The organism is Campylobacter sp. RM16188, assembly GCF_012978795.1.
Classification (GTDB): Bacteria; Campylobacterota; Campylobacteria; order Campylobacterales; family Campylobacteraceae; genus Campylobacter_A; species Campylobacter_A canis.
Genome location: NZ_LIWQ01000001.1, coordinates 140,378 through 154,876, shown reverse-complemented (window position 1 = coordinate 154,876; position 14,499 = coordinate 140,378). Strand labels below are relative to the sequence as shown.

At 38.4% G+C, this 14,499-nt stretch carries 13 protein-coding genes; 5 read left to right on the top strand and 8 right to left on the bottom strand.

Annotated elements, in window-relative coordinates; all coding sequences use genetic code 11:
- The first annotated feature begins 10 nt into the window (after positions 1 to 10).
- Genes CDOM16188_RS00795 through CDOM16188_RS00785 form a run of 3 tightly spaced genes read left to right on the top strand, consistent with a single transcriptional unit; the run spans position 11 to position 4,522 of the window.
- Positions 11 to 1,240 (top strand): OmpP1/FadL family transporter, encoded by a 1,230-nt coding sequence (locus CDOM16188_RS00795; protein WP_172197377.1) that lies wholly within the window; start codon positions 11 to 13, stop codon positions 1,238 to 1,240.
- Positions 1,241 to 1,248: 8 nt separating this feature from the next.
- On the top strand, positions 1,249 to 2,811 hold the full coding sequence (locus CDOM16188_RS00790) for a fatty acid--CoA ligase (protein WP_172197374.1): 1,563 nt from the start codon (positions 1,249 to 1,251) through the stop codon (positions 2,809 to 2,811).
- On the top strand, positions 2,795 to 4,522 hold the full coding sequence (locus CDOM16188_RS00785) for an ATP-binding protein (protein WP_172197371.1): 1,728 nt from the start codon (positions 2,795 to 2,797) through the stop codon (positions 4,520 to 4,522). The genes CDOM16188_RS00790 and CDOM16188_RS00785 overlap by 17 nt, the downstream gene beginning before the upstream one ends.
- A gap of 64 nt (positions 4,523 to 4,586) precedes the next feature.
- Here CDOM16188_RS00785 and CDOM16188_RS00780 read toward each other — a convergent pair whose 3' ends face one another.
- The 8 genes from CDOM16188_RS00780 to CDOM16188_RS00745 all read right to left on the bottom strand — a co-directional run bounded on the left by CDOM16188_RS00780 (position 4,587) and on the right by CDOM16188_RS00745 (position 12,201).
- Positions 4,587 to 5,942 (bottom strand): coproporphyrinogen III oxidase family protein, encoded by a 1,356-nt coding sequence (locus tag CDOM16188_RS00780; RefSeq protein ID WP_172197368.1) that lies wholly within the window; start codon positions 5,940 to 5,942, stop codon positions 4,587 to 4,589.
- A gap of 387 nt (positions 5,943 to 6,329) precedes the next feature.
- A complete protein-coding gene (locus CDOM16188_RS00775; RefSeq protein ID WP_172197365.1) occupies positions 6,330 to 6,827 on the bottom strand; it encodes a YajQ family cyclic di-GMP-binding protein in 498 nt (165 codons plus the stop codon).
- Positions 6,828 to 7,760, bottom strand: a complete 933-nt coding sequence (locus CDOM16188_RS00770; RefSeq protein ID WP_172197362.1) for a D-2-hydroxyacid dehydrogenase — start codon at positions 7,758 to 7,760, stop codon at positions 6,828 to 6,830.
- Between the two features lie 2 nt (positions 7,761 to 7,762).
- Positions 7,763 to 8,944 (bottom strand): glutathionylspermidine synthase family protein, encoded by a 1,182-nt coding sequence (locus CDOM16188_RS00765; protein ID WP_172197359.1) that lies wholly within the window; start codon positions 8,942 to 8,944, stop codon positions 7,763 to 7,765.
- Positions 8,944 to 9,546 (bottom strand): UPF0323 family lipoprotein, encoded by a 603-nt coding sequence (locus CDOM16188_RS00760; protein ID WP_172197356.1) that lies wholly within the window; start codon positions 9,544 to 9,546, stop codon positions 8,944 to 8,946. The genes CDOM16188_RS00765 and CDOM16188_RS00760 overlap by 1 nt, the downstream gene beginning before the upstream one ends.
- Complete coding sequence (locus CDOM16188_RS00755) at positions 9,543 to 10,280, bottom strand: helix-turn-helix domain-containing protein (RefSeq protein WP_172197353.1); 738 nt, start codon at positions 10,278 to 10,280, stop codon at positions 9,543 to 9,545. The genes CDOM16188_RS00760 and CDOM16188_RS00755 overlap by 4 nt, the downstream gene beginning before the upstream one ends.
- A 95-nt stretch (positions 10,281 to 10,375) precedes the next feature.
- Positions 10,376 to 10,588 (bottom strand): 30S ribosomal protein S21, encoded by a 213-nt coding sequence (gene rpsU, locus CDOM16188_RS00750; protein ID WP_169943001.1) that lies wholly within the window; start codon positions 10,586 to 10,588, stop codon positions 10,376 to 10,378.
- Positions 10,589 to 10,701: 113 nt separating this feature from the next.
- Positions 10,702 to 12,201 (bottom strand): flavocytochrome c, encoded by a 1,500-nt coding sequence (locus CDOM16188_RS00745; RefSeq protein WP_172197350.1) that lies wholly within the window; start codon positions 12,199 to 12,201, stop codon positions 10,702 to 10,704.
- A 149-nt stretch (positions 12,202 to 12,350) separates the two neighbouring features.
- Between CDOM16188_RS00745 and ccoG the strand changes: the two genes are divergently transcribed.
- Both ccoG and CDOM16188_RS00735 read left to right on the top strand, forming a co-directional pair.
- Positions 12,351 to 13,694, top strand: coding sequence for a cytochrome c oxidase accessory protein CcoG (gene ccoG / locus CDOM16188_RS00740; RefSeq protein ID WP_172197347.1), 1,344 nt, complete (start codon positions 12,351 to 12,353; stop codon positions 13,692 to 13,694).
- A gap of 71 nt (positions 13,695 to 13,765) precedes the next feature.
- Entirely contained in the window at positions 13,766 to 14,398 is a 633-nt protein-coding gene (locus CDOM16188_RS00735; RefSeq protein ID WP_172197344.1) for a TetR/AcrR family transcriptional regulator, read from the top strand.
- Positions 14,399 to 14,499 lie beyond the last annotated feature (101 nt).

Here is a 14,499-nt window from a genome sequence, read left to right as displayed (position 1 = left end):
GAGGTAATTTATGAAAAAATATCTGATCGGCTCTTTGGTAGCCTGCACTTTTTTAAGCGGTGCGGGATTTAAAATTTCAGAACAAAGCAACGACGGAACGGCTCTTTTAAACTCAAACGTCGCCACAAGCTTTGGTCCTGACGCATCTTATTACAACCCTGCAAATATGATGTTTTTAGATGATTCTAGGCACTATTTTGAAAACTCGTTTTCGTATTTGCACCTTAACAAGATAAAATTTACCGATAAAAGCGGTCAAAAATACGAATCAAAAGCGGCAAGAGCGTTTGTTCCGACATTTCACTTCGTATCGCCTGAATACTACACAAACTGGAGATTTGGTCTTTCTTTATTTGCTCCTGCAGGAATTGCCATGAGATGGGATCATCCTGCCGCCAAAGCAACCGCACAAAAATTTCAGCTAAAAGTTTTTGAAGTAAATCCAACCGCAGCTTATAGGATAACTGACGATCTTGCCATAGGTTTTGGTCTAAGAGCGCTTTATTCTCAAGGTAGGGCTTCAAGCGAAGCGATGATACCTAGGGCTGGAGCAACAAGTCGCACACTAAAAGGCGACGGTATAAATTTTGGCTACAACGTAGCGCTTACCTATAAACCTACCGAAAATTTCAGCCTAGCTGCGACTTACCGCTCAAAAGTAATGATGAAACTAAAAGGAGATGCTAAAATAGACGTGCCGGTAGGCGCTGATTACGATAACAAAGCAAGAGTAGAAGTCCCTATGCCTGCTGCTCTTGTTTTGGCTACTTCATACAAATTTAAAGACACGACGTTTATGTTTGCTTATGAGAGAACCTACTGGTCGGCGTGGAAAGAGCTAGACTTTAACTACGATAACGCAACTGCGGCTCAAAACGCAAATCCATTCTTTCAGGCATATGACAAAGCCCACCCAAGAGATTGGAAAGATACCAACTCATACCGCCTAGGTGTGGCTCACGATGCTACAAACAAGCTAAGAGTAATGGCAGGCTTTATGTATGACGAGGCGGCTTCTCGTGCCGATAAAACAGGATTTGAGCTACCTGATACTAAATCATATGTCTATTCCGCAGGTTTTAACTACAAATTTAGCGACGACTTGGAATTCGGACTTGCTTATATGTACCAAGACAGAAAGGCTAGAGAGGTTACTAGGACTATAGATTTTTATCCGAACGGGAAATTTGAAAAAGCAAACGCCCAAATCGTAAATCTAGGTGTGAAATATAAATTTTAAGGCACAAAATGAGTTACATTTATCAAAATTTCTACGAGATGTTTAACGCCTCTTACTATAAAGGCAAAAAGAGCATAGCCATATACGGCGAAGGATACAAAAGAAGCTACGGCGAGCTAAAATTCGAGATAGACGCTATAGCGGCATATCTGCAAAGCTCAGGCGTAGGTTTTGGCGACAAAGTGGCGATGATAGTTTCAAATTCGGAAGAATTCATCACATCTTACTTTGCTATTTCGGCTATCGGAGCGGTAGCCGTGCCTATCAACACCTTCTTAAAATACGAGGAATTTGAATACATACTAAACGACTGTTCGGCTAAAATTCTCTTTGCCGCGGCAAATTTAGCCAAAGAGATCAAAGGGCTTGAAAACAAAACAAACATCAAAAAGATAATCTGGATAGGCGATTTTGAAAATTTAAACGAAACAAACATCAGCTTCAATCAAGCCAGAATGTGCAAGATAGAGCTAAATTTGACCAAGCAACCGACTCTTGACGATCTGGCTCACATCATCTACACCTCAGGCACTACCGGCAAGCCAAAGGGTGCGATGCTAAGCTACCGTAACGTATTTTCAAACATCATGGGAGCGATGGAGCTTTTTTATATCGGTAAAAAAGATAGATTTATGGTCTTTTTACCGATGTTTCATAGCTTTACGCTTACGGTCATGATACTGCTTCCGATATTTTCGGCAAGCTCGATGATACTCGTTAAATCGGTCTTTCCTTTTTCAAACGTGCTTAAGCAAACTCTGCTTAAAAGAGCTACGATATTTCTTGGCGTGCCGGCTATTTACACGGCTATCGGCAAGGCGAAAATTCCATGGTATTTTAAGTGGTTTAACTGCGTAAGGCTCTTTATAAGCGGCGCAGCACCTTTAGCGGAACAGACCATAATCGACTTTAAAAAGAAATTTCCGCGCGCAAAACTTCTTGAAGGCTACGGTCTTAGTGAGTGTTCGCCTGCGGTCGCGATAAATCCAAGTAATAGACAAAAGATAGCAAGCGTTGGGCTTCCGCTACCGGGATATGAGATAAAAATCGTAAATGACGAGATGATGGAAGTGCCTGTAGGCGAAGTGGGCGAGATCATCGTAAAGGGCGATTGCGTCATGCAAGGCTACTTAAATATGCCTGACGCAACGGATGAAACGATAATGAACGGCTGGTTAAGGACGGGCGATCTTGGTAAAGTCGATGAAGACGGATATCTATTTATCGTGGATCGCAAAAAGGATTTAATCATTTCAAAAGGCATTAACGTATATCCAAGAGAGATCGAAGAAGTTCTGTTTAAGATCGAAACCATCGAGGCTGCGGCAGTAGTAGGCATACGCGATGCGCACGCGGACGAAGAGGTCGTGGCGTTTATACAGTTTAAAGACGATATGAGCACGGATGAAAAAACCATAAGAGCTCATCTTAAAAAGCATTTGGCTAATTTTAAAATTCCAAAACATATACATTTCGTAAAAGAGCTGCCTAAAAACGCTACGGGCAAGGTTTTAAAACGAGTTTTAAAAGATCAAATCGCAAAGGGCGAACTAAGTGAAATATCTTCTTGAATTTATCGGCTCAAACGCCAAAGACTCAAATTTAAGCGCGCTCATAAACTGCAATGAAAACGAGGCTAAAATCCTTCAATTTCTAAGCAAAGCCTACATAGACGGCAGCGCTCAAAACAGCGTTTATGACGTGCTTAAAGCTATATTTGGCGACGAGAGCGGATATAAATTCCTAAATCATTTGGAAGATATCAGATCACTTATTGATAACGGCTGGATAAATCAAAGCTTTAGTATATTTAAAACCGCCGAAACCAAACCCAACCAATCAAATTTACTAACGCTTTTGCACGTAGAAATTTCACTCTCTGCGGCGTTTTTAAAAATTTTAGAAAACGGCGATGTTAGTATTAAAATGCCCCAAATAACCGCATACGATGATCACTTAGAATACCTTAAAGATCAATTTTTACGTATCGAGCTTTATGCAAGACTTGCTCTTTTTGATCCAAATAGCACAAATGAGGCTAAAAATAGGCTTCAAAAAGAGATTCAAACTCTTGGCGAAACGATAAAAAAGCGACTAAATTTAAGCAAAATCGCCCTTGTTGTAGAGCAAATTTTTAAAGAAAATTCGCTTGATGAAAATGAGCAAATTATCTTTTTAACTCTTTTAAAAGAAGAATATGCTGGCGAATTTGACGGAATGCGAGATCTAAACGCTCTTGTGGGAATTCTAGGCGGAGATGAGTTTCAAAGAGCGAAAAACAGATCGCTGCTTGATGAGGGCTCAAAGCTGATTGAGAGCGGGTTGGTTGATTATGACGAGGTTTTAAGCGCACTTGGAAACATAACGCGAAGTTTTTTCATAAATGATGATATTTTGCAACGCATAATGCATCCTAAAAACGAGAAAAAAAGCAAAAAACTTGAGCTTGCCAGCATAGTCAAAGAACAAGATATTTTTGAGCTAATCGAACCTAGCTCAAGCATCGAAGATGTGGTTTTAAACGACAAGACAAAAGAGCTAATGGATGCGATTTTAAAGCAAGTTGATAAAAAAGTCTTAACGCGTCTTTCAAGCTGGAGGATCAAATCTCGCCGCGCCATAGACGTTAAGATCATCTTTTACGGAGCTGCGGGAACAGGCAAAACGATGAGTGCAATAGGGCTTGCAAAGAGTCTTAAAAAGATGGTTTTAAGCTTTGACTGCTCTAAAATTTTAAGTAAATACGTAGGCGAAAGCGAACAAAACGTTCGTAAAATTTTTGATACGTATAAGGAAATTTGCGCTAAAAGCAAGAGCGAGCCAGTGCTGCTTCTAAATGAAGCCGATCAGTTCTTAAGCACAAGGACGGAGAGTTCAAGCGGGGCTGATAAGATGCACAATCAAATGCAAAATATATTTTTAGAGCAGATTGAGAAATTTGAAGGCGTCTTAATCGCTACGACGAATTTCTTGCAGAGCCTTGATAGTGCGTTTTCAAGAAGATTTGACTATAAAATAGAGTTTAAAAAGCCTGATTTTGCGGCACGCCTTGCGATTTGGCGAAAAGTAATGCCTGAAAATGCGAGCTTTGAAGATGGATTTGATATAAAAGAGCTTGCCAAATTTGACTTAAGCGGCGCGCAAATCATGCTTGTGCTTAAAAACACGGCTCTTAAAGTTGCCATTAGAGATGATGGAATTTTTACTCTTAAAGACTTTGAAAACGAGATTAAACGCGAAATTTCAAGTGCCTTTGACGAAGAGAAAAAAGTAGGGTTTTAAACTAATATTTTCAAATACAAAAAAATAAAATCAAGCAAAATTAGCTTGATTTTATGTAGTTCTATTAAACCGCAGCCTTTGGCGAGATGACCGAGTTATCTAAATTTGGCTCGGTGTTTTCTTCCATTATGCGTAGTTTTTTGCTTCGCTTTATCTTTGCATCATCCTTAAATATCGCTCTAACCTTATCCATACCCGCATAAAAATCGCGCATCAAAACAAGGCAGATATACTTACCAAAAAACGTAGGTTTAATCACTCCGTTTTCTTCATAGATAGCATTTACAAGTTTAAGCAAATTTAGCTCGACAAAGAGCTCCTTATGGATGTTTGCACGGTTAAATTCATTGTATTTAGCTATATCGACTCCACCGTCAAAAAGCTCAGTTAAGAATATGTATTTAAGGCGATCTTTTTTAGTAAAGCTACATTTTGCGATGACCGGGCTTTCGTGGTTTTTAACCATTCTGCCGTAATCAAGCAGATTAAACGCGTTTATGAGAAGCTCTCCGTTTAAGAAGCTAAACGCACCGCTTCCGACTCCAAGATACTCGTGATGGCTTCCTACATATTCATCTCGTAAATTTGCATTATCGCGACCAAACGCCCAAGCGTTGCTTTGGTGATAATCACTGAAATTTTCACAAATTAGCTCATAAAACTCGCGCTCGTTGTCGCTATCATCCACGCCAAGAGATCTGGCTATAGCATCGCGAGTAAGGGGTGATTTCATAAGCGGATAGAACGTTATCTGCTCCGGAGCAATTGATTTTGCGATTTTTATATCCGTTAAAAGCTGCTCTTTGGTTTGATTTGGAAGATTGAAGATAAGATCAAGGCTTATCGTAGGCAGCACTCCCATAGCCTTTTTTAGCTTTTCTTGCAACACTTCGCTTGAGCCGAATCGATCATATCTGGCTACTTTTTTTAAGATGTCATCGCTAAAGCTTTGCACGCCTACACTTAGACGGTCGATCAGTCCTTGAAATCTCTTTAAATTTTCAGGCTCTATGTGGTTTGGATCGCTCTCGCAGGATATGTCTTTGATATCAAAGAGTTCTTTTGCAAGCACAAGCGTCTTTTCAAGCTCAGGTTCATTTATAAGTGTGGTTCCGCCACCGACATACATCGACGTGAAGTTAAATCCCGCCTCTTTAACCTGTCTCATTTCTTCGCGTAAATTTGCAAAATAATGCACCGCAAGCTCTTGTTCGTAATGATACTTATGAAATGAGCAGTAAGGGCAAAAAGTGTGACAAAACGGCACGTGCGCATATAGCATATATTCGGTATCGGGCTTTGGAATTTTGTTAAATTTGTTATCCAAAATGTTTATATTTAGTCCGTTATAAAGTGACTTTTGCATAGAATTATGAGCATAATTAACTGCAAATTTCTCTATAATATTCTTAAAACCCATAATTAATTATCCTAACTAAAATATTTTTTAAACTTTAAATAGTAGCTAAAATTTTATTAAATTCTTCTTTTTATTTATGACGTTGATCTATAAACCAACCGCCAAGTGCTAATTTTACATATATAAAATCAAATTTCAATACATCTTGTATTAGCGGATTATTTTATAAAAAAGCTATAAATTTCAAGCTTTATAATTTAATTTAGAGCTAAAACAAAAGTCAAATTTACTATAAAAGCTTTTACAATCCGGATAAAATTTGATCTTATAAAACCTACTTTAAGATAGCCGCTTACGATATTTTACTTTACTATAAATTCATTTTTTATAGATAGCTCAGGCTTAAAATCGCTCTTTATATTTAACTCTTCCGTTTTAAGCAAAAAATTATTTTAAATTTTTAAAATTAATTGGAAGCTCTAAGTTTAAGCCCTTAACTATCCTTATACACTCTTGCAGATCGTCAATCGACTTGCCGGTTACTCTTACCTCTTCGCCTCTTATTGCGGCGCTTACTTTTAGTTTGGCGTCTTTTATAGCTTTTGTGATCTTTTTTGCGTTATCGCTATCAAGTGTGTCATTTAGCTTAAGAGTAGCTTTTATATTTCCTCCGCTTGCGCTTTCTCGTTTGGTTTCGCTAACCGCTACAGGAGGGATATTGCGCTTTATAAGCTTTGAGATGACGATATCTTTTAACACGTCGATTTTATTATCGCTTGAGCTAAGAAGAGTGATAAATTTGTCCTTTTCGTTTAGCTCTATTTCAGCGGCGATACCTTTAAAGTCATACCTTGCGGTAACTTCCTTTTTGGCGGTTTCAAGTGCGTTTTTCACCTCCATCAGATCAACTTGCGCACTTATATCAAAGCTATGTTCGCTAGCCATTTAACTCTCCTTTATAAAATCTTCTATATTTTTTACTATCAAATTTATGAGCTTCTCGCGCGCTTCTTTGCTCGCCCATGCAACATGCGGAGTGATTATCAAATTTTCTTTGTTTTTGATATTTAAAAGCGGATGGTTTTGCCTCATCGGCTCACTTTCAAGCACGTCTATGCAGGCTTTTAAATTTCGCTCGTCTATCGCCTTAGCAAGTGCGGCTTCATCAACTATCCCGCCGCGTCCGAAATTCATAAGCACTGCGCCTTCTTTCATCAAATTTAGCTCTTTAGAAGAGATTAAATTTACAGTTTTTTCATTAAGAGGGGCGTGTATGCTTACGATATCGCAGCTCGTTAAAAGCTCGTCTAAATTTTGCCTTTTAAACTCGCCATTATCGTTTGCTCCGCTTGTTGAGTAGTAGCTCACGTTTGCGCCAAAAGCCATAGCTATCCTAGCCACGCTTCGTCCTATCTCACCAAGTCCTATGATGCCGAAATTCTTGCCGCTTATCTCGCCGATAGATCTATCTAAATTAGTAAAAATTTCGCTCTTTACCCACTCGCCGCTTTGCACATAATCATCATAAAATTTAATGCGATTTACTAACGCTAACAAACAAGCAAAAGTATGCTGTGCGACACTGTTAGTCGAGTAGCCTGCGACATTTTTAACGGCTATGTTTTTAGCTTTTGCATAGTCTAGATTGACATTATTCATGCCTGTTGCGCTTATGCAAACGAGCTTTAAATTTGTCGCGTCCATAACGTCACGGCCAATAATAACCTTGTTAGTTATCACGACATCAGCGCCCTTTAAACGCTCTATGGTTTGACTCTTACTCGTCTTATCATAGCTTACAAACTCGCCGAATTTGCCAAAAACATCAAGGCTAACGTCACTTCCTAAAGTTGAAGCGTCAAGGCAGACTATTTTCATGTTTACCCCTTTATGTAGTGTCCCACGAATTTAGAAGCGTTGTTTAAAATGTCTCCGCCTTTTCTATACCCGAGCGCGCAAGCCTCATAAGCAAAAAATACTCCCGCCTGATAACTATCACCTCTTTCGTCTTTGTTAAATTCGTAAAATTCTTGATACACGGCTCTATTTTTCTCGTATTCGCCATCACTGCTAACACTAACGCTTCCGTCAGCTTCTATAATGCTAACGTTTGCTCCTTCACGCCCAAATATAGGCTTTTTAACACATTTTTTACCTACTAACGGTTTGTCTGAAGCCTCAAGCAAAAGCGGATGATTTGGGTAAAGATCCCAAAGAATTTTTAAAATACCCTTGCTTTGAAACATCAGCGTATAAGCAGGATTTAAGATAATGGCTCTTTGATTTGCCATTATATTTTTAAGAATTAATGCAAGCTCACCCTCCTGCACGGCGATATCCTCCCATGGAATTAGCTTAAACCAGTATTCGTAATTTTCACCACCCTTAAATATACCCTCTTCGTCGTTAAATTCAACCTCATCGACATAGGCAAAATTCGTATGAAATCCGGCCTCTTTAGCGATATATTCAAGTAGTTTTACGCTCTGTTCATCCTCAACACTGCCGGCAATAGAGCTAAAGAGAATTTTCCAACCCTCATAAAGCTTGCTAAATTCGCTTGTATCCTCACTAAGCGTTACAAGACGCTTGAAATTTTCTTTCAAAGCTTCGTAAAGATCGTTAAACTGCGAACTCTCATCCATGCCGTTAAATTTCAAAATCGCCCACTGAATAATCGCGGTTTCAAATATCGCAGTCGGCGTATCGGCGTTAAATTCGATTAGTTTTATCGGCTTTCCGTTAAGTCCACCTGCCAAGTCAAATCGCCCGTAAAGATGCCAATGAACCTCGTTTTCCCAGCTTTCTTTTACAAGATCGACAAGATTAAAAGGTATGCCAACCTCGTGATAGAGGTTATTATCTATTATATGCTGCCCTGCGGTTACAAACATATCGTATAGCTCGTTTGCCGCCTCATAGTAGGCTTCAGCCTCCTGTTCGCTAACCTCCACAAGCTCATCTGAAATATAGGAGCTATCGTCACTATCGGTATGCCAAGCAAAGCCTATGCTTTCTAAAAACGCCTTATCTAAAGGCTTAACTTTTTTTAAATTTATCATCATCCACCTACCGATTGATTAGTCTTGCTTCCACTACCGAAAAATCCGCTCTTGCCGCCCGTAGGCTTGCTCGCCGAGCTTGTAGCCTTGGCTTTATTAAAGCTATCAACGCTTCTTGAGTAAGTTGAAGGATTTTTATAAGCGCTCTGGCGGTGGTTTTGAAAAGCTTGATTGTTAAAGAGCTTATTTCCTATCCAGCTTCCTATCAAATATCCCGCGGCAGAAGCCAATATAGCTTCGCCAAGACCAAGCCCACCGCTACTAAGCTGCGCATCAGGCTTTGTCAAATTTGAAGTGCCGTTATCGATCTTAGCGTTTTCTTCGGCGATTAGCTTATCCATCTCCTCTTTTGTTAGCACTCTTTCAGTGCCGTCAAGCTGCTTTAGCACGACTCTGGTTTCGCTGCTTGGATACTCTTCAAGCACCTTATAAGACCCTTTCGCCGTCTCTTCGATGATAACAAACGCTCCTTGCGCTTGAGTATCCTCGCGCACTACGCTTTGATCTTCTCCTCCTCCGCTACATCCGGCAAGTCCCGCCATAACTATCGCGCCAAATCCGCCTACAGCGGCATAAGTTGCAATTTTTTTGATTCTTTTCATACTTCACCTACTATCTGTTTTATTGATTTTTCGTTTCTTACCCATATCACGCCGTCTTTAAATTTGATAAATTTCGACTTGCCGATATTTTTAATGATCATTTTTTGTATCTTTTTTTTCTTTTTATTTTTTGAATTTAGTCCATTTAAAAACTCACTCAAGCTAAGCCACTTTTTGATCTTAGCTTTATCTTTTTCTTCGCTTTTAAATTCACTATAAACTTGAGTTTCATGAACTTCTTCGCCTTCGTCAAATTCCACATCGATCGGGCGGATATACTCGCCGTTTTGTCTTGCTAAAAGCGGTCGCTCAAGCATTTGTAAAAAATATCTAAATTTCTCGTCTCGCTCTTTATAAATTTCAGATATTTCATCTTTATTAGCGATTAAAATTTCCTCTTTTTGAGCGTGCAAACGATCCTTATCCTCTTGTAAATTTCTATTTTGCTCTTTTAGCTCTTCAAGCTGCATTAGTAGAAATTTGACAAATTCGCTTTTTTCTTCTGTAGTTTCGCCTGAATTTTCACTAACATTTTTTGTAGATTTTTTAGCGCTCGGCTTGGTTGTTTTAGATTTTGTTTGTGGCTCGTTAGCGGACTTATCGTCTTCAATTAAAACGTATTTAAAGCCATTTTCGTCGATTGATTTTAAACTTTTTCGTCTTATCCTGTTATAAATCGCCTCTTTTGTTATACCTAAAACTTCGGCGGCTTCGCTAACGGATAACTTACGCATAAATTTCCTTTTCTTTAAAAATGCAGATATTATGGCAAATTTAGGCTAATAAAGAAGTTAAACTAACTAACACGAGGTTAGTTAGTTTAATTTGGTTAGAGTTTTGACTCGTAGCGTCTAAGCATATAAAGACGTTTAAGCATTTTTTTACGAGCTGAAATTTTTTGCTTTTTGCGAATTTCAGTCATAGGCTCGAAAAATCTTCTTGCGCGAACTTCCGTTACGATAAGATTTCTGTCGACTTGCTTTTTGAATTTCCTATACGCTTCGTCAAAAGACTCATTAGGATGTACCTTGATTCCTGGCACGACCCTCACCACCTTTCGATTAAAATAGAGTGCGATTATACTTAAATTTTATTAAATTTCAAAATTTGATCCAAATTCTACTATCGTTTAAATTTAGCTCGCATATCACCCTTTTACTTTATTATATGCTCGGCCGCTATCATAGCCGAAGTTATACAATCAGGCACAGAGCAGCTTGTAAGCCTGCTATAGCCGTGAACTCCGCCCGTAGCTTCGCCAACCGCATATAGATTTTTAATAGGACTATCATCATAAACGCCAAGAACTTCAAAATTTAAATTCGTTCTAACACCGCCTTGAGTGTAGCTTATGCCCGGAGCTCCCAAGATAGCGTAAAACGGCGCTTTTGCTATCGGCGCAACGCTCTTTTTGCTTAGATCTTTCTTAAAGTCGGTATCTGCTTTTTCGCTTATTAGCTTATTATATTTTTCTATTTCGCTATTTAAAGTTTGCAAATTTAGCTTAAATTCCTGCGCAAGAGCCTCAAGCGTGTCAAATTTCTTAAGCTTTCCGCTGGTTATAAATCCTTCAAGACGCTTTGGATCGTGACTTGAATTAAAGCCGACACTATCAAAAATAATCACAGGAAAGAGTGTCGAATCATTATTTTGCATATTTTCCAAGATATTGTTTGACAGAGTTTGTCTATCGCCGTCCTCGTTCATAAAGCGTTTTGTGTTTTTGCCGTCTACTATGATAGAAAATATCAAATCCTCAGTAGGAATTCCAAACGAATATCTCGCGAGGCTAAGCTGTACGGGCGTAGCTCCGGCTTTTAGCATTATCTTAAGAGCTCCCGCCGTTGCACCTGCGTTTGAAGGAGTATTAGCCAAAGAGAGTCTTGGATTTTGGATAAATTTAAACTCCTTATCCGCAGAATATCCTCCGCTGGCAAAGATAACCGCTTTTTTAGCTTTATAGAATTTAACCTCTCCTGAAGTGTTTTGAGCGTCATCGTTTTTGAGTTTTCTGTCAAATTTATAATCCTCTCTTACTTTTAGCCCGATAACTACGCCGTTTTGATCTTTGATTATCTCATCGGCTTTTACTCTTTTTAGAGTTTTTCCGCCTTTACTTTCAAAGTGCGCATTAAGCGTTTGTATGCACGCTCCGCCACCATCTACTGTCTCTAGGCTTCTTGCTACGCTATGTCCGCCAAGATGCTTTAACTTATCTGCGTATTTTACGCCGCGAGCTTTCATAAACTCATACGCCCTTTTTGAATTTTCAGCGATTCTGCGAGTTTGGTCAATGTGGTTAAAGCCTCTACCGGCTTTATTTAGATCCTTGATAAAAAGCTCAACTGAATCCTTAATCCCCGCATTAACCTGCACATCTGATCCTACACAAGCAAAATCAAGCTGAGATATCACGGAATTTCCGCCGGTTCGAGACATCTTTTCAATTAGCACGGTATTAAGTCCCGCTTCGGCGGTTATGATACCCGCGACATTCGCGCTAAGTCCGCTTCCTACGATAAGTACGTCAAATTCACTGTCCCATTTGATCTCGTTTGTCTGATCGTTCGCGCTTAAATTCATAGCACCTACGGCACTGATAGAAGCTGCCGCAAAGCCTGTTTTTAAAAACTCTCTTCTTGATAACTTTTTCATTCCGCCTCCTGTTTAAATTTTTCAGCTAAATTATAAAAAACAAAGCATAAAAGCTTAATTAATAGATATTTAATAAGTTTAAAATTATAATTTAGCAAAAAATATAATTATTTTGTAACTTACTGTTTTCAAATTTCAAAAGGATTTTTATGAGCGAGCAAAATTTAAAAAACAATCCGAACTACGCTAAAAAGCGTTATATGTTCTACGCAATCTTAACCTGTATCGCGCTTATCTTGCCTTTTGTTAAGATAAACGGTAATCACTTCTTCTTGCTAAGCTTTGACAAAAAACAACTCCATCTGCTCTTTAACAGCTTTGACACGCAAGAGCTTTATCTGATGCCATTTGTGCTTATCATATTTTTTCTTACTATATTTTTTCTTACAACTCTTGGCGGAAGGGTTTGGTGCGGCTGGAGTTGTCCGCAAACGATATTTCGCGTGATTTATCGTGATCTAATCCAAACTAAAATTTTAAAGCTTCACAAAAATACGAATAATAAACAAAAGCCTATAGAAGGGCAAAATTTCAAAAAATTTGCAGGCGTAGTTATATGGTCGGTCTTAGCCTGTTTGGCAGCAGCGAATTTCTTATGGTTTTTTGTACCGCCTGAGGATTTTATAAGCTACGTTAAAAATGCCGGGGAGCATAAATTTTTAATGGGAATTTGGTTTTTTATAACGGCATTTATAGTATTTGACGTAGTTTGGTTGGCGGAGAAATTTTGTATATATGTCTGTCCTTATGCGAGAATTCAATCAGTTATGTTTGATGAAGATACGATACAAGTTATCTATGACGAACAAAGAGGCGGTAAAATTTACGATAAAAACATCAAGCTTTGGAAAAAACCGCCAGAGCCTGAAAACGAATGCACTGGATGTGAGGCATGCGTTAAAATTTGCCCTACTCATATAGATATAAGAAAAGGCATGCAACTTGAGTGCATAAACTGCCTTGAATGCGTGGATGCGTGCAGTAAAGTCATGGGCAAGCTTGGCAAAAAGACGCTTATAGACTGGACGAGCGACAACTCGCTAAAATCTGGCAAAGGGGTTAATTATCTAAGATTTAGAACGGTCGCTTATATGGCTGTTATCGCCGCTACTACTGTCATCTTGGCATTCATGAGCACAAAAAAAGAATACATGCTGCTAAACATAAATCGCACGAGCGAACTATATAAGATAAAAGACAACGGCGAAATCGAAAACGCATATACGTTTTTATTCCAAAATACCGACAATAAAGATCACAGCTATTACTTTGACGTAAATGACACCAATATAAAAATAGCACGCCCTAAAGAGCCTATCGAGCTAAAAAGCGGAGCGAAAAAGAAAGTCGTAGTCGTTTTAACCTCTAAAAATTTAAACTTAGGCGATAAAAACGATGCGCCGATACATATCAAGATAAACGCTTACGCAAAAGACGAAAAAGAGAAAATAAGCATCGAAAGAGAGACGATATTTGTCTATCCTAAACAATAATGAATTTAAATCTTAAATTTATAAATTTAATGATATAGTAAAAGCCAAATTTAAACTCGCAAGGAATAGCCATGACAAAAATGTCAAAACGTGGTCACGAAAGATATGAAAAAATAACACAAGTCGCACTTGAGCTATTTTTAGAAAAAGGCTATGAAAACACCAGTTTAAACGATATCATCGACAAAAGCGGAGGCTCGCTTGCAAGTATATATAAATTTTTTAAGAACAAAGAGGGTCTTTTTAAAGCGATAGTAGATAAAAGCATAGATGAATTTTGTAACGAAATCGACGAAAAGATAGATCTAAAACTCTCTCATAAGCTTGAGGATTTTTTGCATAAATTCGCAACCGTATTTTTTGATATCATCTGCGAAAGAAAAACGACTTATATAGCCCGCACTATGATAATTGAAGGTTTTAAAAACGACTCCGCACTGGGCAATATGTTTTTAGAGCAAATTTTAAATAAGATACATAAAATTTTAGTTGATTTCTTTAACCGAGACGAGATCAAAGCCAAGCTTTCAGGTATAGACGCAGATCTTGCCGCGGGCTTGTTCTGCGCTCTGGTAAGAAGCCCTTATCACTATAACGCCGTACTTCTAAACAGCGATATAACTTTATCAAAACAGCAGCGCGAAGAGCACGTTAAAATTTGCGTTGATCTATTCTTAAACGGAGTTTGTAAATCTAAAAATTAAACCAAAGTTAATTGACAAAAAAAATGAATAATAATATAATTGCGCAAAATAATTGTAACTTAAATTACAAAATATCACAAACCAAAATATCACAAGGTTAC